16 protein-coding genes are annotated in these 20,931 nt (G+C 64.7%); 6 read left to right on the top strand and 10 right to left on the bottom strand.

The window, feature by feature from the left end; genetic code table 11:
* Position 1 precedes the first annotated feature (1 nt).
* Positions 2-835 (bottom strand): hypothetical protein, encoded by an 834-nt coding sequence (locus K359_RS53155; protein WP_051346443.1) that lies wholly within the window; start codon positions 833-835, stop codon positions 2-4.
* A 329-nt stretch (positions 836-1,164) separates the two neighbouring features.
* Between K359_RS53155 and K359_RS0127455 the strand changes: the two genes are divergently transcribed.
* Positions 1,165-2,289 carry a metallophosphoesterase gene (locus tag K359_RS0127455; protein WP_029082194.1) on the top strand — a complete coding sequence of 375 codons (1,125 nt, stop codon included), beginning with the start codon at positions 1,165-1,167 and terminating at the stop codon, positions 2,287-2,289.
* 145 nt (positions 2,290-2,434) lie between these two features.
* Positions 2,435-2,704, top strand: a complete 270-nt coding sequence (locus K359_RS0127450; RefSeq protein WP_029082193.1) for a DUF2312 domain-containing protein — start codon at positions 2,435-2,437, stop codon at positions 2,702-2,704.
* Positions 2,705-3,265: 561 nt separating this feature from the next.
* On the opposite strand, the gene K359_RS0127440 is transcribed toward K359_RS0127450, so the two are convergent.
* Positions 3,266-7,039: a vitamin B12-dependent ribonucleotide reductase gene (locus tag K359_RS0127440; protein ID WP_029082191.1), complete on the bottom strand. Its 3,774-nt coding sequence runs from the start codon at positions 7,037-7,039 to the stop codon at positions 3,266-3,268.
* Positions 7,040-7,860: 821 nt separating this feature from the next.
* Between K359_RS0127440 and K359_RS0127435 the strand changes: the two genes are divergently transcribed.
* Positions 7,861-8,754, top strand: coding sequence for a DMT family transporter (locus tag K359_RS0127435; RefSeq protein ID WP_029082190.1), 894 nt, complete (start codon positions 7,861-7,863; stop codon positions 8,752-8,754).
* A gap of 350 nt (positions 8,755-9,104) precedes the next feature.
* On the opposite strand, the gene K359_RS0127425 is transcribed toward K359_RS0127435, so the two are convergent.
* Both K359_RS0127425 and K359_RS0127420 read right to left on the bottom strand, forming a co-directional pair.
* Positions 9,105-11,342, bottom strand: coding sequence for a CHASE3 domain-containing protein (locus K359_RS0127425; RefSeq protein ID WP_029082189.1), 2,238 nt, complete (start codon positions 11,340-11,342; stop codon positions 9,105-9,107).
* Between the two features lie 19 nt (positions 11,343-11,361).
* Positions 11,362-11,766 carry a response regulator gene (locus K359_RS0127420; RefSeq protein ID WP_029082188.1) on the bottom strand — a complete coding sequence of 135 codons (405 nt, stop codon included), beginning with the start codon at positions 11,764-11,766 and terminating at the stop codon, positions 11,362-11,364.
* Positions 11,767-11,945: 179 nt separating this feature from the next.
* Here K359_RS0127420 and K359_RS0127415 point away from each other — a divergent pair, with 179 nt between their 5' ends.
* Positions 11,946-12,842 carry a DMT family transporter gene (locus K359_RS0127415; RefSeq protein WP_029082187.1) on the top strand — a complete coding sequence of 299 codons (897 nt, stop codon included), beginning with the start codon at positions 11,946-11,948 and terminating at the stop codon, positions 12,840-12,842.
* A 66-nt stretch (positions 12,843-12,908) separates the two neighbouring features.
* Here K359_RS0127415 and K359_RS0127410 read toward each other — a convergent pair whose 3' ends face one another.
* Entirely contained in the window at positions 12,909-13,535 is a 627-nt protein-coding gene (locus tag K359_RS0127410; RefSeq protein WP_084518525.1) for a BA14K family protein, read from the bottom strand.
* A gap of 255 nt (positions 13,536-13,790) precedes the next feature.
* Between K359_RS0127410 and K359_RS0127405 the strand changes: the two genes are divergently transcribed.
* Positions 13,791-14,201 (top strand): NADH:ubiquinone oxidoreductase subunit NDUFA12, encoded by a 411-nt coding sequence (locus K359_RS0127405; RefSeq protein ID WP_029082185.1) that lies wholly within the window; start codon positions 13,791-13,793, stop codon positions 14,199-14,201.
* 477 nt (positions 14,202-14,678) lie between these two features.
* Here the strand turns inward: K359_RS0127405 and K359_RS0127400 are convergent, their stop codons facing one another.
* Entirely contained in the window at positions 14,679-15,365 is a 687-nt protein-coding gene (locus K359_RS0127400) for a DJ-1/PfpI family protein (RefSeq protein WP_029082184.1), read from the bottom strand.
* Positions 15,366-15,493: 128 nt separating this feature from the next.
* Here K359_RS0127400 and K359_RS0127395 point away from each other — a divergent pair, with 128 nt between their 5' ends.
* Positions 15,494-16,432, top strand: a complete 939-nt coding sequence (locus K359_RS0127395) for a GlxA family transcriptional regulator (RefSeq protein ID WP_029082183.1) — start codon at positions 15,494-15,496, stop codon at positions 16,430-16,432.
* Between the two features lie 607 nt (positions 16,433-17,039).
* On the opposite strand, the gene K359_RS0127385 is transcribed toward K359_RS0127395, so the two are convergent.
* The 4 genes from K359_RS0127385 to K359_RS0127370 form a co-directional block, all read right to left on the bottom strand.
* Positions 17,040-17,483: a hypothetical protein gene (locus tag K359_RS0127385; protein ID WP_245284732.1), complete on the bottom strand. Its 444-nt coding sequence runs from the start codon at positions 17,481-17,483 to the stop codon at positions 17,040-17,042.
* Positions 17,484-17,685: 202 nt separating this feature from the next.
* Positions 17,686-18,909 (bottom strand): SLC13 family permease, encoded by a 1,224-nt coding sequence (locus tag K359_RS0127380; RefSeq protein ID WP_029082180.1) that lies wholly within the window; start codon positions 18,907-18,909, stop codon positions 17,686-17,688.
* Between the two features lie 176 nt (positions 18,910-19,085).
* Positions 19,086-20,027, bottom strand: coding sequence for an alpha/beta hydrolase (locus K359_RS0127375; RefSeq protein ID WP_029082179.1), 942 nt, complete (start codon positions 20,025-20,027; stop codon positions 19,086-19,088).
* A 36-nt stretch (positions 20,028-20,063) separates the two neighbouring features.
* Positions 20,064-20,843 (bottom strand): SDR family NAD(P)-dependent oxidoreductase, encoded by a 780-nt coding sequence (locus tag K359_RS0127370; protein ID WP_029082178.1) that lies wholly within the window; start codon positions 20,841-20,843, stop codon positions 20,064-20,066.
* Between the last annotated feature and the right edge of the window lie 88 nt (positions 20,844-20,931).

The following is a 20,931-nucleotide window of genomic DNA, read 5'->3' as shown; positions in this document are numbered from 1 at the left end:
CTCAGCTCGCCGCGTCGTTCAACCGACGGCCGCCGGCGGAGAAACGCCGCGTCAGCCCCCAGACGACGGCGGCCGTGGCTGCCGTCGCGATCAGATGCTTCAAGGTGTGTCCGCTGACGAAGCCGAGCGTGCCGGCGATCTGATGGTCGAGCACCTCCGTGATCTTGGCCAGAACGTACAGCACCATCGCGGCGGCGAAAGCGATGCGATCGGCGCGCGGAGCACGATAGATCGACTGCCATAGCGGGATCAGGATGAGCGGCAGCACCTGCAACAACAGATACGGCCGCAGGTCGTCCGCGCCATGTTGGTCGGTGAAGACCCACCATGCGACGCTGGCGACAGCAAAAAGCCCGAGCACGATCGCTTCGAGTTCGGTCTTCAATCCGGGCCTTGTGTCTCCGCGGACGCCGACCAGCAGGCCGGCGCAAGCAAGCGCGATCGGCAGGCGGTCCCAGATCAGGCGGGCATTGCCGGGGTCGAGGTGATAGTACGCGGACCCGAAGGCGGTCAGGAACAGCCCGATCAGGAACAAGCGGTAGCCGGGCCATCCGGCGCGAAGCTGATCGCTGTTGCGCCGGGGGCGCAGCGCCAGCCAGCCCCAGAGGGCGACCAGCGCGAAGCCTGTGTTGGAAAACACATCGGCTGCGTGGTGAATGCCTGAGATGACTGACCGGTCGGCGAAATCGTTGTAGCCGGCCGGCTGCGCAATGCGTCCGTGCAGCGCGAGGATCACGATCGCACCTGTCGTGACGATCGTCGGGGCGTATTTGATCCACGATTTCACGGGCCGGTTGGCCCCAATCGATCCGTCCGTCCAGGAGGTGGTTTGCATCGCCGGTTCCGTCAAAAATGAACATTGTTCAATAATAGATCAAGAAAATGAGCGATGTTCAAGTTCTATTTCGGGAGGATCGCTTGATGACGCCGGCGGGGAGGGTGCCTGGAGACCTCCACCAAAGCTTCAACGCGGCCGTCGGCTTTGCCGGGGCGGACGGCTGCGGCGGCGTCAGCCTTGCTCCACCGCAAAGCGCGCGGGGTGTTTCAGCGAAGCGCAACTCGCCGAAACGTGCTGACGATGGCGGCTTACGCCTGCAGCCGATCCACCCTACGTTCGCTGAGCGCCCACCACACAGCCCCACCGATCCAATCCGGAGCGAACCGATTCCCCAGCTCATCTTCGGCCTGACCAGTCTGCTGATTCTGGCCCGCTTCATCTGGCCGCTCGACTGGCCGCTCCCGGCAAAGATCGTCGCCGCGGTGCTCGTGCTGGTCGCCTTGCAGTTTCACCGCTGGAACAGACTGTCGTCGGGATCGGAATTCTCGCCGGAGTTTCCACGTCCGGTGGTCGTCCTCTTCAACTGGGCGTTCGGTGCGATCGTCCTGCTGGCGTTGCTGCAACTGGCGCTCGATGCCGGATTACTGGTCGCCGCGCTGATCCATGGCGGCATCGTGGGCGCGCCTGACGGCGTCCGCTACGCGCTTGCTGCGCTTGCGGCCACAGCCGCCGCGATCGGCGTCCATCAGGCCATGCGGATTCCGCCGCTGAAAGACGTCGAAGTCGGCATCCGCGGACTTCCGCCACAGCTCGACGGCTACACCATCCTGCAACTGACCGATCTTCACATCAGCCGGCTGTTTCCTGCGCCGTGGGCGCGCGCCGTCGTCGCGCGATCGAACAAGCTCGGCGTGGATCTGATCGCGATCACGGGCGACCTGATCGACGGCACCGTCGATGCGCGGCGCAAAGACGTCGAGCCTTTGCGGGACCTGAAGGCCACCGACGGCGTCTACGTGATCTCTGGCAACCACGAGTATATCTTCGGCTACGACGTATGGATGGCGCACTATGCCGCGTTGGGCCTGCGCTCGCTCGAGAACAGGCACGTCGTTCTCGAACGCGGCGGCGGCAGGCTGGTGATCGCAGGCATCACCGACCGCGCGTCGCGCCGCAGGGGGCATCCCGTCCGCGACCTTGCCGCTGTCATCGACGGCGCCCCCAAAGGCGCGCCCGTCATCCTGCTCGACCACCAGCCGAGCGACGCACGCAACGCCGCTCGGCTCGGCGTCGCCCTGCAACTCTCCGGACATACGCATGGCGGATTGATCCTGGGGATCGACCGCCTGGCCGCGCGCGCCAACGCCGGCTTCGTCTCGGGCCGCTACGACGTCGACGGGATGACGCTCTACGTCAACAACGGCACCGCGCTATGGCCGGGTTTTGCCTTGCGGCTCGGCCGCCCGTCCGAATTGACCCGGATCACGTTGCGCGTGTCTGATGACGCCTGAGCGATTTGTTTCGCATGCGATGATGCGATCGCATCGTCGTCACAAGAATACCTCAGCTATGAACACGCCGCAGCGGTCGCGTGGGTTAAGACATTGGTCATCTCTTTGCTTTCATTTTCACGGCCTCATTCAGCAAGGAGGCACCATGTCCGACATCACCATTCCCGGCGGAAAAATTCGTTCCTTCGTCGAGCGGATCGAGAACCTCGACACTGAAATCGGGGAATTGAGCGAGCAGAAGAAGGAAGTTTTTTCGGAGGCGAAAGGCGATGGTTTCGACGTGAAGATCCTCAAGGAGATCATCAAGCTGCGCAAACAGGACCAGGACGAGCGCGACGAACGCGAATCCCTGCTCGATCTCTACATGCGAGCGATGGAAACGGCGCCGGCAGACAAGGAAGCGAAGGCGGCGTGAGGTAAATAGGGCGAATTGACGGAGCGTAAGCCGCCGTGCGGCGGAGTGCGCCTTCGGCTAATCCGCTCAACGCTGCCGGAGACGAGGTGCCCGCTGTCGGTTATGGTTTCAATAGCTATTCGGTTCGAGCCGACGCACATCCCAACAAATGACCCGATCAAGCTTGCGGCAGCAAAAGCGACCGCTCCTGACGAGTGCTCACTGGCGGAAAAAGTGGCTAGCCGTGTAAGCTCCATTGTCGATGTAGACGATGTTCTCTTGTCAGACCCCGAGGTTTTGACCGAGATGACCAACGCGATGTGTGCTCTGCTAGAGTCGGCGCGTTACGATGTCGATGCGTATCGGAAATGGGCCGTAACGTAGCCTTCCGTTTCGTCGTTTCCCGATGTTCGGGTGACGGTGCCTGTCGAGCGGGGACCGAGGCAAAGCTGTAGGTCTCGGTCGAGGATTGCTTTTCCCTTGGGATGAGGCGATCTGGGGATTCATGCGCTGCAAGGACGAAAACCCCGCCGGTTTTGACGGCGGGGTTGATCTGCAGTCCGATGTGCTGCGTTATATTCCTCACGAACACCCCGTCGTGCTTCCGCACGTATCGCACTTCATGCAGGTCCCGTTCCGCACCAGCGTGAAGTTGCCGCACTCCGAGCACATCTCGCCTTCGTAGCCCTTGGCCTTCGCTTCGGCGCGGCGCTCGGCCTTGGACGGAGCTGCTGCCGCGGCGGTGCCGGCCTTGCTCCAGTTCAGCGCCTCGAGCTTCTCGGTTGGCGAGAGGTCGTGGCTGACCTCCTGCTTCAGGGCGACGGCGCCTTCGATGGTGTCGGAGACGCCGCGGGCGGTTGCGCCGTGCGGGGCCAGCGCGGTGACGCGGCTGCCGCCGGCGGGGGCGTTGTCGGCGTTGCCGCTGACTGCGGCCGAGCCGCCGCGCATGACGACGAGGTTGTCGGTGCGCGAACGGGTCAAGCCCTTCGACACGTACTTCGTCGCCTGGTGCGTGGGGGCCTCATCCGGCTCCTTGCCTTCCTCGACGCCCTTGCCGAGCGCGTCGAAACCGCTTTCGTTCGGATCGACATGGGCGAGGTCGAAGCGGCTCATATAGCTCACCGCGAGCTCGCGGAAGACATAGTCGAGGATCGAGGTGGCATACTTGATGGAGTCGTTGCCCTGCACCGGACCCGCGGGCTCGAAGCGCGTGAACGTGAAAGCGTCGACATATTCTTCCAGCGGCACGCCGTATTGCAGACCGAGCGAAACCGCGATCGCAAAGTTGTTGATGAAGGAGCGGAGTGCTGCGCCTTCCTTGTGCATATCGATGAAGATCTCGCCGAGCCGTCCGTCGTCATATTCGCCGGTGCGCAGATAGACCTTGTGGCCGCCGACAACAGCCTTCTGGGTGTAGCCCTTGCGGCGATCGGGCATCTTCTCGCGCTCGCGCATCACGATGATGCGCTCGACCAGCTTCTCGACGATCTTCTCCGAGACCTGGGCGGCACGCGCCGCCATCGGCTTCTCGTAGAGTGCCTCGACCGCATCGTCCTCGTCCTCATCGTCGGAGATGAGCTGCGAGTTGAGCGGCTGCGACAGCTTCGAGCCGTCGCGGTAGAGCGCGTTGGCCTTCAGCGCCAGCTTCCACGACAGCAGATAGGCGGACTTGCAGTCCTCTACCGTGGCGTCGTTCGGCATGTTGATGGTCTTGGAGATCGCGCCCGAGATGAACGGCTGGGAAGCCGCCATCATCCTGATGTGGCTCTCGACCGAGAGATAACGCTTGCCGATCTTGCCGCACGGGTTGGCGCAGTCGAACACCGGATAGTGCTCGGCTTTGAGGTGAGGAGCTCCCTCCACCGTCATCGCGCCGCAGATGTGCACGTTGGCGGCTTCGATCTCGCGCTTGGTGAAGCCGACCGCGGCGAGCAGGTCGAAGCCGGGGGTGGCAATCGCCTCGGCGCCGATGCCGAGCGTGTCGCGAATGAAATCCTCGCCAAAGGTCCACTTGTTGAAGGCGAATTTGATGTCGAACGCGGTCGGCAGTGCCTTTTCGACCTTTGCGATGGCCTCATCGGTGAAGCCCTTGGTCTTCAAGGTCGAGGCGTTGATCCCGGGCGCATTCGACAGCGAGCCGTGGCCGACGGCGTAGGCCTCGATCTCCGCGATCTCGCTCTCGCGATAGCCGAGCGCGCGCAGTGCGGCCGGCACCGCCTGGTTGATGATCTTGAAGTAGCCGCCGCCGGCGAGCTTCTTGAACTTCACCAGCGCGAAGTCGGGCTCGATGCCGGTGGTGTCGCAATCCATCACCAGGCCGATGGTGCCGGTCGGCGCCACCACCGTGGTCTGGGCATTGCGGTAGCCGTTGACCTCGCCGAGCGCCAGCGCGTCGTCCCAGGCGAGCTTGGCGCGGGTGACGATGTCGGCTTGCGGGCAGGAGGCGTGATCGAGCGCCACCGGATTGACGGCGAGCGCCTCATAGCCGCGGCTTTCACCATGCGCAGCGCGGCGATGGTTGCGGATCACGCGCAGCATGTGCGCGGCGTTCTTCTTGTAGCCCGGGAAGGTGCCGAGCTCGGCCGCCATCTCCGCCGAAGTCTTGTAGGAGATGCCGGTCATGACCGCGGTCAGCGCGCCGCAGAGCGAACGGCCTTCCTTGCTGTCATAGGGCAGGCCCATGGTCATCAAGAGGCCGCCGATGTTTGCAAAGCCGAGGCCGAGGGTGCGGAATTCGTAGGACAGCTCCGCGATCGCCTTCGACGGGAACTGGGCCATCATGACGGAGATTTCCAGCACGATGGTCCAGAGCCGGCAGAGGTGCTCGTAGGACTCGATATCGAACCGCTTGGTCGAGGTGTTGTAGAACGTCAGCAGGTTGGCCGACGCCAGATTGCACGCCGTGTCGTCCAGGAACATGTATTCCGAGCACGGATTGGACGCGCGGATGTCGCCGGACGCCTTGCAGGTGTGCCAGTCGTTCATCGTGGTGTTGAAGTGCAGGCCGGGATCGGCGGAGGCCCAGGCGGCGTAACCGATCTTCTCCCAGAGGTCGCGGGCCTTCAGCGTCTTGGTCACCTTCTTGGTGGTGCGTCCCACCAGATTCCAGTCGCCGTCGGTTTCCACAGCGCGCAGGAAGTCGTCCTTCAGCGAGACCGAGTTGTTGGAGTTCTGGCCGGAGACGGTCAGGTAGGCCTCGGAATCCCAGTCGGTGTCGTAGATGTCGAACGAGATGTCCTTGTAGCCCTGCTTGGCAAACTGGATGACGCGCTTGATGTAGTTGTCGGGCACGAGGCTGCGGCGCGCGAGCTTGATCTCGCGGCGCAGGGCAGGGTTCTTCTCGGGATCGAAGCAGTCGTCGCCACTGCCTTCGCAGTTGACGCAGGCCTTCATCACGGCCTTGAGGTGCTTCTGGTTGATCTTGGAGCCGGTGACGAGAGCTGCGACCTTCTGCTCCTCCTTCACCTTCCAGTCGATATAGGTCTCGATATCGGGGTGATCGGCATCGACCACGACCATCTTGGCGGCGCGGCGGGTGGTGCCGCCCGACTTGATTGCGCCCGCGGCGCGGTCGCCGATCTTGAGGAAGCTCATCAGGCCGGACGAGCGGCCGCCGCCGGAAAGCTTTTCGCCTTCGCCGCGCAGGCTGGAGAAGTTGGAGCCGGTGCCGGAGCCATACTTGAACAGGCGCGCCTCGCGCACCCAGAGGTCCATGATGCCGCCCTCGTTGACGAGGTCGTCGCCGACGCCCTGGATGAAGCAGGCATGCGGCTGCGGGTGCTCATAGGCCGACTTCGATTTCGTCAGCTTGCCGGTCTTCCAGTCGACGTAGTAGTGACCCTGGCCCGGGCCATCGACGCCATAGGCCCAATGGAGACCGGTGTTGAACCACTGCGGCGAGTTCGGCGCGACCATCTGTTTTGCCAGTTGGAAGCGCAGCTCGTCGAAGAAGGCGAGGGCGTCTTCCTCGGTGGAGAAATAGCCGCCCTTCCAGCCCCAATAGGTCCAGCAGCCGGCGAGGCGATCGAACACCTGCTTTGCCGAGGTCTCGCCGACGATGCGCTCGTTCTCGGGCAGCAGGGCGAGTGCCTCGGTGTCGGGCACCGAACGCCACAGCCAGGACGGCACGGTCTCTTCCTCGACCTTCTTCAGGCGCGCGGCAACGCCGGCTTTGCGGAAATACTTCTGCGCCAGCACGTCGGAGGCGACCTGCGACCAGAAATCCGGCACCTCGACGTTCTCGGCGCGGAACACGACCGAGCCGTCCGGATTGCGGATCTCTGATGTGGTCAGGCGGAAATTGATCCCGGCATAGGGTGATTGTCCGCTGGTGGTATTGCGCCGATCGATTTGCATGGTCGAGCCCCGTCTCTTCTTCTGCCCGGTCCCACGTTTTTCGCAGGTTGCCGGAATGTTATCTGTTCGCGGACTCAGGGAAAACGCGTCAGCACGCCTCCCGTCATCCGCAGCTCAGCCGGTGGACCCGGCCTGTTCTCTCATCCGCGAGGGGTCCGGCTTGATCCGGCCCTGCGGCGGCACGATCCCGGCGCGGATCCCGACGTTACGGGCCCTCCGGGTCATGCATTCAACGCCCCAAAACGCTTCACGCGACACGTCACGCGTACGCTTCTTGCGGGCCGGTTCCGGCCTCTGTTTCCGGGTCCTTCTCGGCCCGTTTGTCGTCCCCAACCTGGCCCAAAAGACTCGGCCCAAAATCAGGGCAGACAAGTCCTTCACCCGCGGCCCGAAGGCCTGGCGGAGTGGTCATTTTGGTACCCTTGTGGGAGCGACCGGCGGGAACCCAAACACACTCGCGCCGAACAGGTTGAAAACTAGGCCATGTCCGTCTCACCCGTCAAGGACTAGTACGAGTTTCTGAATCAAACACTAAATATGGTGGATGGAGGGGGATAACAGGGGTCGGTGCCGCGCCTGTGATCGAGCCAACTATCGGTGAGTCCTCAGGGATTCCCAAGCCAAAAAAATTCGCTCCGCCTGTGGATTGGAGTTTCGCCCCGCTGTTCACAGGCGAAGTTTTTATTCGCCGTCCCGGATTGAATTTTAGGGACTCACGTAGGGCTACGGGCAAACTAAGGATCAGGCATGTCAGGGGCGTGATGGTCGGGCGACAAGATCGCGGGCAAGCTGCGGCCGACTCACATCCCCCGCCGGGTTCCATGACAGACCAGAAGCCTCACGCGCGGCCGCGCCTTGCGCCCGCCGGCCTGATGTTCCTCGCCATCACTTCGGTGGGCTGGGGGTTCAACTGGCCGTCTACAAAATTCCTGCTCAGCGAGCTCCCGCCGCTGACGCTGCGCGGCACCACCGGCGTGATCGGCGCGGTGCTGCTGGCGCTGCTGGCCGTGATCCGCGCGCAGAGCCTGCATGTCGAGCCCCGGCTGTGGCCGCGGCTCGTGCTGTATGCGGCGCTCAACGTCACCGGCTGGATGGTGCTGATGGGGCTGGCGCTGCTCTGGCTGCCGGCGAGCGAGGCCGCGCTGATCGCCTACACCATGCCGGTGTGGGCCTCGCTGCTGGCCTGGCCGGTGCTCGGCGAGCGGCCGACACTGCTGCGGACCATCGCACTGGTGATGGCGTTCGCGGGACTTGCCGCGATCATGGGCGGCAACGGCATTTCCGCGAGCAAGGAGAAGCTGCCGGGAATCATCATGGCGCTCTGCGGCGCGTTCGGCTTTGCGCTCGGCACGGTGCTGGCGAAGAAATACCCGCTGGTGATGCCGCCGATCCCGGCCGCGGCCTGGCAGATCGGCCTCGGCTGCGTGCCGATCGCAATCGTTGGCCTCCTGATCGAGACCACGCATATCGAGAGGGTGACGACGGTCGGCTGGTGGCTCCTGGTCTATTCGACGCTGATCCAGTTCTGCGTCGCCTATGTCGCCTGGTTTGCCGCGCTCGCCCGCCTGCCGGCCTCCGTCGCGGCGATCGGCACCATGGCAGTGCCGGTCATCGGCGTGGTGGCGTCCGCAGTCGCGCTCGGCGAGCCGCTCGGGCCGATCCAGATCACCGCGCTGCTGTTCACGCTCGCCGGCGTCGCGCTGGCGACGCGGTAGCTGCGTCTCGCTCTGCGCCACAAACTCGTCATGCCCGGCCTTGTGCCGGGCATCCACGTCTTGGCCTCTGAGCAAAAGAAGACGTGGATGGCCCGGACAAGCCCGGCCATGACGACGTGGCAACGTCAGTTGCAGAAGTCCGCAAATGCAATATGCGACAGCCCCAAGGTGAAGGGTGTCTGCATGATTTCTGAATAACGGAAAAATGTCGCTGATTTAGCCCCTCGTGTCGAGGCACCGTGGCGAACGTCGGCGGCCGTCGGCTCCTTTGCATGGGGTTGTTTTCGATATTTTGGCAGTGCACCCCTGCGATCGCCCTGCCGCAACCGAGGAGAGGTCGAGGCGTCGCATCACTCGCCGAGCGCCTGCTGCAGCATGCTGGAGAGCTGCGCCTTGCGGTAGGGCTTTGCGAGCAGCAGCACGCCTTCGTCGAGGCGGCCGTGATGCACGATCGCGTTCTCGGTGTAGCCCGAGGTGTAGAGCACCTTGAGGCCGGGCCGCCGTTTTCTCACTTCGTCGGCGAGCTGGCGGCCGTTCATGCCGCCGGGCATGATCACGTCGGTGAACAACAGGTCGAACTTCTCGCCCTTGTCGACCAGCGCCAGCGCGGCGCGGGCGTCGGGCACGGCAATGGTCTTGTAGCCGAGGGCGCCAAGCTGCGTGACCACGTAGTTGCGCACCAGCTGGTCGTCCTCCACCACAAGGATGACTTCGCTGCCGCGCCGCACCGGCTCCGGCTCCGGCGCCGTCGCCTCGACCTGGCCGCGGGCAGGCGGCAGATAGAGCTTGATCGTGGTGCCGTGGCCTTCCTCGCTGTAGATCTTGATATGGCCGCCGGACTGCTTGACGAAGCCGTAGACCATGCTCATGCCGAGGCCGGAGCCCTTGCCGACCTCCTTGGTGGTGAAGAACGGCTCGAACACCTTGTCCTGTACCGCGTGCGACATGCCGGTGCCGGTGTCGCTGACCGCGAGCAGCACATAGCGGCCCGGCGTGATGTCGGGGTTGGTCGCAGCATAGGCGTCGTCGAGCACGATGTTGCTGGTCTCGAACAGCAGCTTGCCGCCGTTCGGCATCGCGTCGCGCGAGTTGATCGCCATGTTGAGCAGCGAGTTGGCAAGCTGCGACGGATCGATATGGACGCTGGCGACATCGGGGGCGAGCACCGAATCGATCTCGATCTGCTCGCCGAGCGTCGGCCGCAGCAGTTTTGCGATATCGACCACGGTGCCGTTGATGTCGACGGTGCGCGGCTCGAGCGGCTGGCGGCGGGCGAAGGCGAGCAGATGCTGGATCAGCTCGCGGCAGCGCTCGGCGGCGCGGTCGATCAGTTCGGCGGTTTGCGCCAGCTTCGGCTGGTTGCGCAGGCTGTCGACCAGCGTCTCGGTGGTGCCGGTGATGACCGTCAGCATGTTGTTGAAGTCGTGCGCGACGCCGCCGGTGAGCTTGCCGATGGCGTCGAGCTTCTGCGCCTGCTGCAGCTTGTGCTCGGTTTCGCGCGAGGCGGTGATGTCGTGATAGATCAGCGCGGCGCCGGTGATGGCGTCGTCGCCGTCGCGCAGCGGGCAACCCGACACCACGAGGTGAATCGGGGGGGCGCCGCGGACCGGCTTGGCGACGAATTCCAGCCCGTCGAATTCCTCGCCGCGCAACGCCTTGGCCGAGGGCATGTCGTCGGCCTGCATCGGCGTCTCGCCGTCGGACTGGAATACGTTGCTCATCGCGCGCAGCTGCCGGAGCGTCATGCCTGGTTTGTAGCGCAGCATCTTCTCGGCGGCCGGGTTGGAGAGCAGCACGACGCCGGCGCTGTCGATCACCAGCACCGCCTCCGCCATGCTGCGGAAGGTGGTTTCCATCACCGAGGTGGAGCGGCGCAGCCCTTCGAGCGCGGCGCCAAGATCCTTGGTGCGTTCGGCGACCTTGCCCTCGAGCGACAAATTGGTGGCCTTGGTCGCGCTGAGCGCGCCCTGCAATTCGCGGCTGGCACGGCGGGCCGCGAGCGTCAGCGCGACCGCAAGCAGCAGGATCAGCACCACGCCGGCGAGGTCGATCGCCAGCAGCAGCCGTCCGTTGGTCTTCGACTGTCCGGTGCGAATCCCGAGCAGGCGGCGCTCTTCGGTGACCAGGCGGTCGAGCGCCGCTCCAACCTTGTCCATCACCGCGCGGCTCTCACCCGCGGAGATCAGCGCGGCGGCGCCGGCGGTGTCGCCCGCGTTGCGCAAGCGGATCAGTTCGGCACCGAGCGCGATGGCGCGCTGAACGTCTCTCCTGGTGCCCGTGATCAGCTGCGCCTCTTCGGGGGCCGACGTCACCGCGGCCATCAGGCCGTCGAAGGCAGCGGTGAGGGCTGTGCTCTGCTCGCGGAATTCGTCGGCGAAGGACGCGTCGCCGGTCAGCGCGAAGCCGCGTGCCGCGCTCTCGACGCTGCGCGGCAGCGCCCGCGCATCCGAAATGCGCTTGAGGATGCTGAGCGTGCGCTCGACCGAATCAATCTCGCTGCGCGACCTGACGTCCAGCCCGATCGACGCCGCGCTGATGACGAGAAGGATCGCAAGGCCGCTGCCGAGGATGAGACGTTGGGAAGCCATCGACGATTAGTACGAGCAATTACTTCGAAAGACGAGCGGAAGGAGTGTACTTCGCGAGACATTCGTTCACGGCGGCAATCAGCGCCTGCGGGGTAAACGGCTTGCGCAGGCAGGCGGACGCACCGAGCTCGATCGTCATCCGCAGGAAGTCCGGCGCGCGGTCGGCATTGGCGAAAGCGTAGCCCGACATCGCGATCACAGGAATATCGGGGGCGCGCTCGTGGAAGATCCGGATCGCCTCGAAGCCCCGCATATGCGGCATGAAGACGTCGACCACCATCACGTCGAACGTGCCGTTCTCGAGCGCACGCATGCCCGCCTCACCACCGTCGGCGACGGTGACCTCGAAGCCCTGGCGCTGCAAACAGACCTCGATGGCAACGCACACCATCGGGTCGTCATCGACCACGAGAACGCTCGGCACGATGCATCCTCTTGCTATGGCCTCGCGTGCCGGCGACTCGCTTGGCCCGTTTGCCGATTAAGGCGGAACCGCGACGGAAAGTCTGTATCATAGAATGCATATGCTGTTTGCTGACAAGCTGATTTCCAGCTAGCCCTGACACATCACTTGTATTTGTCCATTCCCTTTACGACAGGTCCATGACCGCAGTTCCAGCCGCCGGCCGCGCTCCGCTGTCACCGCTTGGCCTCGCATTCCTGGTGGTAGCCTCGACCGGCTGGGGACTCAACTTCCCGATCATGAAATTTCTCCTGAGCGAGTGGCCGCCGCTGTCCTCGCGCGGTCTGTGCGGCGTGGTCGGCGCGCTCGCGCTCGGTCTGGTGGCGGTCGTGCGGGGGCATACGCTGCGTGTTCCGCCGGGCATGTGGTGGCGGCTTGCGCTGGTCTCGACACTGGCGATCGGTGGCTGGGTCGCCTCGATGGGGCTGGCGCTGATCTGGCTGCGGGCCAGCGAGGCGGCCGTGCTCGGGATCACGATCCCGGTGTGGGTCGCACTGGTGGCCTGGCCGGTGCTCGGCGAGCGTGTGTCGCTGCCGCGCGCGCTCGCGCTTGCGGTGGCGCTCGCCGGCATCGCCGCGCTGATCGGCGGCGGCGGTCTCGACGCAAGCCTCGGCAAGTTGCCGGGCATTCTGTTTGCGCTCGCGGGCGCGGTGTGTGTCGGGCTTGGCACGGTGCTGACCAAGTCCTTCAAGCTCGCGATGCCGCCATTGTCTCTCGCGGCCTGGCAGCTTGCGATCGGCTGCGTGCCGATTGCGATCATCGGCGTCCTGATCGAGCAACCGCAATTGGTCGCGCTGTCGCGGTTCGGCTGGGCGTCGATGATCTACATGACGCTGATCCAGTTCTGCCTTTGCTATGTCTGCTGGTTTGCGGCGCTGGAACGGCTACCGGCGGCAACCGCATCGATCGGCACGCTGCTGGTGCCCATCATCGGCGTCTTGGCGGCAGCGGCGATGCTGCGCGAGCCGCTCAGCACCAGCGATATCGCGGCGCTGGTGGTGACGTTCGCTGCCGTCGCGGTGGCCTTGCGCACGTGAATCTTACGCACATGAAAAAGGACGGCGTTGCCGCCGCCCTTTGCTAACTGGAAGTTCAGACTGCGGTTACGGGCAGGGGTGCCGCTGGCCGTCGTAGCCGAGATAGGTGCCCGAGCCCGGGTCGTAGGACTTGTAGCGCTGCGCGCAGTAGCTGGCATCGCCGCCACTCGGCACGGCTTCCACAGCGACAGACGGTTCATCGTAATAACCGTAGCTGTCATCGTAATAGCCGGGGCCATAGCCGTAGCCCGAGCCGTAATACGCGCCCGAGGCAATGGCGCCGCCGACCACTGCACCGGCAACCGCGCCCGGCCAGTAGCCGCCGCCACGGCGATAGCCGCCGTGCCAACCGCCACCACCGCCTTGCCAGCGCCCGCCGCCACCGCCGGCCCACTGGCGACCACCGCCACCGCCACCAGCCCACTGGCCGCCGCCGCCAACGCGCGGGCCGGCTCCCATGGCCGCGCCACGACCGCCGCCAAATCCGCCGCCGCCGCCAATATGGCCGCCGCCACCGCCACTACCGCCGATGTGGCCACCGCCACCGCCACCGCCACGCGCGCCACCGCCGCCCATCGCGCCCATCTGTGCACCAGACTGCGCGAACGAGACGTTCGGCATCACCATCGGCAGCGCAAGCGCCAGCGCCGCGGCAGTGCTCAGAACCTTCAGGTTGATCATTTTCGACTCCATCAAAACGGGTGATGTCTAACCATTTCTGCGGTCGGACGTTCCTGCGTTCCACATTGATTGTGCGTCATCTTTGCTTGGCAGGCGGCGCATGTATGGTGGCTGAACAAAACCGCCCGTGACCGCGTCATTTGGTCGCCAAACGGGTTCGTGATCGGGTCCGTTCGGGGAGTGCGCGGTTACCTTGGCGACGGCTGGACATTTGGGGTTTGAGGTGGCATCAGAGCCTGACTGCCTCGAACCGACGACCGGCCACGCATGAAACAATTCCTGCTGAAATTCTTCACCTGGTGGAACGGCCAGACCTTTGGCACGCAATTGTGGACCTCGCGATTCGGTGAGCTGGTCGGCGAGGACGAGCAGGGCAATCGCTACTATCGCACCAAGGGCGGCGAGATCGACCCGACGCTGCATTTCGAGCGGCGCTGGGTGGTCTATAACGGCTACGCGGAAGCGTCCCGTATCCCGGCGGGCTGGCACGGCTGGTTGCATCACACCGTCGACGTGCCCCCGACCGAAGAGACCTACACGGCGCGGGAATGGGAGAAGCCGCACCTGCCGAACATGACCGGCACCGCGCAGGCCTACCGTCCGTCCGGCTCGACGCTGGCGAGCGGCCGCCGCCCCAAGGCGACCGGCGACTACCACGCCTGGACGCCGGGAAGCTAACCTTCACGCATTGCCGTTTCTGACGTGCATCTGCGTCACGCCGCGCGTGCACCGCACGCGCGTCGTGGCGACCCATGGCGCGCCTGTGGACAACGGTAACAGCGGGGACAGTCGGGCAGCAGCCGAACATGTCCGCTTGCGTCGCGCACGGGTTCGCGGCTCAATGAAGCCATCTTACGGAGATGGGAGACCATCGCGTCGGATCGGGCTCCAGATCGCGACTGTCCCGATAAGCAGCGGCCTCCGAGTTGGATGCGGCCGGGAGATAGGCCCCCGGTACAGATGTCCTGAAATCGCCCGCAAATGTGAGGCTACCGTGAGACAGGAAGGGCCGCCCGGGAAACTGGGCGGCCTTTTTCTTTGCGGCGATCCTGAAGCGTTTTCGAGCGTAGTGGATCCCGGTTCGCGTGAAGAAAACGCGTCAATACAAGAATCCAGAGCCCGTTCCGATTCCATCGGAACGGAAAGGGCTCTGCGTCAGGACAGCCGCGCCGCGGCACGGTTCATCTGTTCGGTGCGGCGGGTCTGCGACGGCGCGATCCGCTCCTTCACCAGAGCGAGGATCTCGGCCGGCGCGGTGTCGGGCGAGCCCGCATTGAAGGGCGGTGCGGGATTGTATTCGATCCCAAGCTGGATCGCTTCCGCGGCCTTGCGGTCGACCAGCTCCGACACTAGCGTCAGCGCGAAATCGATTCCAGCCGTGACGCCGCCGCCGGTGAAGCGGTTGCGGTCGACGCAGACGCGCGTCTTCGTCGGGATCGCGCCGAAGCCGGCCAGGAAATCGATCGCGCTCCAATGCGTGGTGGCGCGATAGCCTTTGAGCAGGCCGGCCGCGCCAAGCACCAGCGATCCCGTGCAGACCGAGGTGATGTACTTCGCGCCGGCGGCCTGCTTGCGCAGGAAGGCGAGCATCTCCTCGTCGCCCACCATGTCGTTGGTGCCGGCCCCGCCGGGCACGCAGATCACGTCGAGCTGCGGGCAATCGGCAAACGTCATGGTCGGCGTGAGCACCATGACGGAATCGGTCGGAACGGGTTCGATCCGTTTCCAGATCAGATGAACCTTGGCGCCGGGGACGGCCGAAAACACCTGCAGCGGACCGGTGAAATCGAGCTGGGTGACTTTCGGGAAGATCAGCAATCCAATCTGCAGGGGTTCGGACATCGGAAGTCTCCAAATAGCGCTTGACGGAACCACGATGCCATGATGGCCTTCCGTCCAAAATGGCGTATTTCCCTCATTTTAAGACGTAAGGCCATTCGGAACGTAACGCCGTTTGCGAGGATTTGGCGATGATCGGCATCCTGATCTTTCCGGACTTCCAGCTGCTCGACGCGGCCGGCCCGATATCGGCCTTCGAGATCGCCGCGCGCCTTTCCAACAACGCGCCGGCGATCAGGACGATCGCGATGAAGCCGGGGCCTGTGCGCTCTTCGTCCGGCGTCGAGATGCTCGCGCGCGGACTCAAGCCGTCGGCGGCGATCACCACGCTGATCATTTCGGGCGGCATGGGCGTGGGCGGAGCGGCGACCTGTCCGACCACGCTGTTATTCGTGCGGCGGATGGCGGACCGCGGCATTCGGGTCGCCAGCGTCTGCTCGGGTGCCTATGTGTTGGCCGAAGCGGGCCTGCTCGACGGCCGCCGCGCCACCACGCATTGGCACCGCACGCCGCATTTCGTGAAGACCTATCCGAAGGTCAAGCTCGAGCCGGACCAGATCTTCGTCCGCGACGGCAATATCTGGAGCTCGGCCGGCATCACCGCCGGCATCGATCTCGCGCTCGCGATGATCACCGAGGATTACGGCGACGAGATCGCGCAGAACACCGCGCGGCAGCTCGTGCTGTATCATCGGCGCAGCGGCGGGCAGTCGCAGTTTTCCTCGCTGCTGGAGTTGAAGACGCCGAACGGACGGTTCGGGCCGCTGCTCGCCTGGGCGCGCGAGCATCTCGACGCGCCGCTGACGGTCGAGGACCTCGCCGACAAGGCCGGGATGAGCTCGCGGCATTTCACCCGCGCCTTCATCGCCGAGACCGGCACCACGCCGTCGAAAGCGGTCGAGCGGCTCAGGATCGAGGTGGCGCGGCAGCGAGTGCAGTCGTCGGGCGAGGCGATCGAGCGCGTCGCCGAGATCACCGGCTTCCGCGATCCCGAGCGGATGCGCCGCGCCTTCATCCGCGCCTTCGGCCAGCCGCCGCAATCGCTGCGCCGGGCCGCCAGGGTGGGGTAGGCGCCAAATTCATCGGCGCTGTCGGCAGAGGCAATTGAGTTTGGGACAAGCTCGTTGTCCGATCTCACACGATCGATGATATTTTTGTACTGATGAACCAGCGCGAAGGTTCCCGTGACTTACCTTGAGTGGGCATTGGGGACCCGAGGAGGTTCTAATGACAAAGCATCGAACGATTACCGGGTTCGTGGCTGTCGCCCTGCTAGCTGTCACGGCAACCGCCGCTACGATGAGGTCGCACGCTTCCCGGACCGACGGCGTTGTCGCCTCCGGCGCGGACACGCTCCCGGCTACGGATTTTAACGACCGCTGGTCCGCGATATCCGCTTTGCCTCCGGCAACGGACATGGCCGAGCGTGCACCTGACGCGCGTTAAATCGGTCATTGGCGGCGGTCCGGCCAATTTGAGGACTCGCCGCGCGCAGAGATTGCCCTCACAGCACAAAAGCCCCGCCGAAGCGGGGCAAGATGTTGAACGACCTAATTTTGAACAGAACTAGCAGTTCCGCCGCGCCGGAATAGCGCAGCCACCGCACGCAGGATCAGCCCACGATCGCAGAAATCCACGAAAGCGCTGAGCACGAAACGTGCCCCAGCCGAAATATCGCTAGCTCAATGTGTCGGTCGCGATCTTCTTCTTGAGTGCTTCGCAGGTATCCCTGACCTCCGTGGTCATCAACGCCACGGCCTCGATCTGCAGGAAGAAACGCTTGCCCTGATCGCGGTAACCTGCGGCGAATTCCTTGATTTCCGCGATCATGTCATGGACGCCTGCCACCATTGCCTCGCAGTTCTTGGCGGCCAATTGCAGTTCCGTTCCAAGGGCCTCGATCTCTTTCACCGCCGCTTCGTATTCGCGCACCACCGCCTCGGCCGACAGCTTGCCCACCTCGTTGACGCCGTTGCGGTGCTCGACGTAGTCCGGCATCGGTGAGAGAGGCCGAATGTTGCTGCGTGGTCGATGCGAATTCATCGTGTCGACTTCGCCCTGCAACTGTTCCAGCGGGGCGCGGGCGAGGACTTCTGCACTAACACTCATGCGACGCTCCATAAGTTGTTACGACAAACGGAGTTTAGCAATGTCAACGGATTTGTCTCGCTTTTCCACAAGTTTGACGTAAGTTCATTGTGCAATGCAGCATAGCAAATTCCACATTAGCGAGAGCAGGTTGGTGAACAGCCGCGCGCCTGCGGCCAGCTGCCGCAATCGCCGCGCCGGGCGGCGCGGGCGGGGTAGGGCGGAGCCGGCGTGCTCAATGCGGCGCGTCGGGGTGCCAGCCGAGCAGCGCGAGCATCACGAAGAAACCGACGACGTAGGCCACCATGATCGGCCAGCCCTGGGTGATCCATCGGACCACCGACTTGGCTTCCGGATACATGTTGGAGACCGCGACGCCCGCGGAAGAGCCGAACCAGACCATCGAGCCGCCAAATCCGACCGCGTAGGCGAGAAAGCCCCAGTCGTAGCCGCCTTGCTTCAACGCCAGCGCGGTCAGCGGAATGTTGTCGAACACGGCCGAGACGAAGCCGAGCCCGAGCGCGGTCTGCCATGATGCCGCGGGCAGCTCCTCGACCGGCATCATCGAGGCCGCCGTCACCAGCGCCAGCAGGAACACGGTGCCTTTCAACGTTTCGGGCATCACCGACCAGTCCGGGCGGCGCAGCAGCGAGGTCAGCAGGATCGCGGCCCAGACGGCGAGGCCGAACACCGGCAGTGCATCGAGCAGCGCGGGGAATTTCAGATTGGCGGTGACATTGGCCGCGAGCGCAGCGAGCAGGATGACCGCCACGATCGCAACCCGCGCCCAGTCGATCTTCAGGCCGGACGGCGCGTCCTTCACGATCGGGGAGAAGCGATGCTGCTGCAGCGAGGCCGGCACCGCAAACACCAGCATCGCGACGATGGCGGCGACATAGGCGTCGACGACGATGAGCGGGCTGACGCCGTCGATCCACATCATCGTCGTCGTGGTGTCGCCGACGACGCTGCCGGAGCCGCCCGCGTTCGATGCGGCAACGATGGCGGCGAGGTAGCCGATATGCACCCGGCCGCGGAACACGTGGCGCGCGACGGTGCCGCCGATCAGCGCGGCTGCGATGTTGTCGAGAAAGGCCGACAGCACGAACACGAGCACGAGCAGGATCAGGCCGCCCTTCCAGTCATCGGGCAGCAGCGCCGGCATCTTGTCGGGGAGGCGGCTCTCCTCGAAATGGCGCGACAGCAGCGCAAAGCCGATCAGCAGCAGAAACAGGTTCGCGAGCGTGACCCACTCATGCTCCATGTGGTGCACAAGACCAGGCAAGCCGGCGCCGAACTTCGCGAAGCCCGCGAACAACAGCTTGTAGGCAACGATCGCCGTCAGGCCGGTCAACGCAACGGCAAGCGTGTGGTGATGGAAGATCGCGACGCCGAGCAGCGTCAGCGCGAACAGGAGGAAGTCGAGCGGGATACCGTAGAGGAGGACAGGCGTGAGCAAGACGATCTCGATGGCTGGAGTGCCCGGCGGCGTGACGCGCGCCCGGCCGCACTATCGCGCGACGCGGGGAACTTCAAGGCGCGCTAGCGCCGCAAGCTGCGCTCGCCGCTTCGAGCCATGATCGGGGGACGCCAGACCACGTCGCCCGATCCGGTTGTCCACTCGCCGGCCGGCCGTCAGCCCAGCGTCTTCAGCCAGGCGCTGATCTCTGACACCGCGACATTGGCCTGATTGAGCAGCTTGCCCATGGTGAAGAAGCCATGGAATTGGCCGGGGAAATGCCGGTAGGTGACGGGCACGCCGGCGTCCTTGAGGAATTTCGCGTACTCGTCGCCTTCGTCGCGCAGCGGATCGGCGCCGGCGGTCAGCACATAGGCCGGCGGCAGTCCGGCAAAGCTTGTCGCGCGCGCCGGTGAGACGCGCCAGTCGCTGCCGTCGGCGCCGCCGAGATAGTGGTTGGCGAACCAGCCGATCACCGAATGCGTCAGGAGGATGCTGGTCTCGGGCTCGCGATGCGAGGGATGCTTTCGCGAAAACTCCGTCGCGGGATAGATCAGCAGCTGGGCGGCAAGCTTCGGTCCGCCGTCACGGGCGGTGAGCGCAACCACAGCCGCAAGATTACCGCCGGCGCTGTCGCCGCCGACGATCAGCCGCGCGGCGTCGACACCGAGGCTCTTTGCATTGGCGGCGACCCATCGGGTCGCGGTAACGGCGTCATCCACCGCGGCGGGGAAGCGGTGCTCGGGTGCCAGCCGATAGTCCACCGAGATCACGATCAGCTCGCCCTCATGGGCAAGCTTCTGGCAGACCACCTCATGGGTATCGAGATCGCCGATCACCCAGCCGCCACCATGGAAGAACACCAGGCACGGCACCAGCCCGTCGGTCTTGCGCAGCGTCCTCGGCGTGTAGATGCGCGCCGGGATGGTGCCGTGCGGCGCCGGGATCGAAAGCGGCTTGCTGGATTCCAGCGCCGGCGGCTCGGGGTTGGAGACGACGCGGGCGGCTCGATAATATTCGCGCGCTTCCGGTGCGGTCAGCGTCTCATAGGCGGGGCGGCCGGCCTCCTGGAAGGCCTTGTAGACAGCGGCGGCATCGGGATCGAGAACGACGGGCATGGACGACAAACCTTCTTGCGATGCTGGACTGAAGTGTTACGCGGCGGTGCGGCCGCCATCGACGGTGTAGGCGGAGCCGGAGACGTAGCTCGCCTCATCGGAGGCAAGGAACGCGACGATGGAGGCGACCTCGCTTGCGAGCCCGAGCCGGCGCGCCGGGATGCGGTCGACGATCTTCTCGACAGGCGGCGGGGCGTTGCCGCCACTGCGGCCCTGCAGGATCGTGCTCAGCATGCGGCTGTCGATCATGCCGGGACAGACGCAATTGACGCGCACGCCGGTGCCGGAGCATTCCCAGGCCGCACTCTTGGTCAGTCCGATCACCGCGTGCTTGCTCGCGCTATAGACCGCGATCATCGGCGATCCCATCAGGCCCGCGATCGAGGCGGTGTTGATGATGCTGCCCCTGTTCTGCTTCAGCATCACCGGCAGTACGTATTTCATACCGAGGAAGACGCCGACGACATTGACGTCGAGCACCCGGCGAAAGCTCTCCAGCGAATATTCCGGGATCGGCTTGATGTCGCCCTCGATGCCGGCGTTGTTGTAGAAGGCGTCGATGGTGCCGAAGCGGTCGACGGCGGCGCGGACATAATCCTTGACCTCGCTTTCGTCGGTGACGTCGGCTGCGATCGCCAGCGCCTCGGCCGAGGCCGGCAGCTCCGTGAGGGCCGCCGACAGATCGGCCTCCTTGCGGTCGACTGCGACAATCCGCGCACCCCGTTCGGCGAGCAGATGAAGCGTGGCGGTTCCGATGACGCCAGCAGCCCCGGTGACGACGGCAACCCGGCCGTCGAGCCTGATGCGATCGGGCATGTCTGGGTTTCCTCTGGCTGGTCCGGTTCGATCCGGATTTTCCTGATTTTCGCGCGTCGCCGCGCGGCTTTTGCGTGCTGACTATCCC

The organism is Bradyrhizobium sp. th-b2 (assembly GCF_000426785.1).
GTDB lineage: Bacteria > Pseudomonadota > Alphaproteobacteria > Rhizobiales > Xanthobacteraceae > Bradyrhizobium > Bradyrhizobium septentrionale.
The sequence above is the reverse complement of the archived record's forward strand: the minus strand, read 5'-3'. Positions and strand labels throughout refer to the sequence as shown.

Excerpts from the sequence above, each read along its gene's own strand:
- K359_RS53155 (WP_051346443.1), bottom strand. The coding sequence starts at position 835 with ATGCAAACCACCTCCTGGACGGACGGATCGATTGGGGCCAACCGGCCC.
- K359_RS0127375 (WP_029082179.1), bottom strand. The coding sequence starts at position 20,027 with ATGCCCGTCGTTCTCGATCCCGATGCCGCCGCTGTCTACAAGGCCTTC.
- K359_RS0127425 (WP_029082189.1), bottom strand. The coding sequence starts at position 11,342 with ATGGCTTCCCAACGTCTCATCCTCGGCAGCGGCCTTGCGATCCTTCTC.
- K359_RS0127395 (WP_029082183.1), top strand. The coding sequence starts at position 15,494 with ATGATCGGCATCCTGATCTTTCCGGACTTCCAGCTGCTCGACGCGGCC.
- K359_RS0127450 (WP_029082193.1), top strand. The coding sequence starts at position 2,435 with ATGTCCGACATCACCATTCCCGGCGGAAAAATTCGTTCCTTCGTCGAG.
- K359_RS0127370 (WP_029082178.1), bottom strand. The coding sequence starts at position 20,843 with ATGCCCGATCGCATCAGGCTCGACGGCCGGGTTGCCGTCGTCACCGGG.
- K359_RS0127435 (WP_029082190.1), top strand. The coding sequence starts at position 7,861 with ATGACAGACCAGAAGCCTCACGCGCGGCCGCGCCTTGCGCCCGCCGGC.
- K359_RS0127400 (WP_029082184.1), bottom strand. The coding sequence starts at position 15,365 with ATGTCCGAACCCCTGCAGATTGGATTGCTGATCTTCCCGAAAGTCACC.
- K359_RS0127410 (WP_084518525.1), bottom strand. The coding sequence starts at position 13,535 with ATGGAGTCGAAAATGATCAACCTGAAGGTTCTGAGCACTGCCGCGGCG.
- K359_RS0127440 (WP_029082191.1), bottom strand. The coding sequence starts at position 7,039 with ATGCAAATCGATCGGCGCAATACCACCAGCGGACAATCACCCTATGCC.
- K359_RS0127385 (WP_245284732.1), bottom strand. The coding sequence starts at position 17,483 with ATGGAGCGTCGCATGAGTGTTAGTGCAGAAGTCCTCGCCCGCGCCCCG.
- K359_RS0127415 (WP_029082187.1), top strand. The coding sequence starts at position 11,946 with ATGACCGCAGTTCCAGCCGCCGGCCGCGCTCCGCTGTCACCGCTTGGC.
- K359_RS0127405 (WP_029082185.1), top strand. The coding sequence starts at position 13,791 with ATGAAACAATTCCTGCTGAAATTCTTCACCTGGTGGAACGGCCAGACC.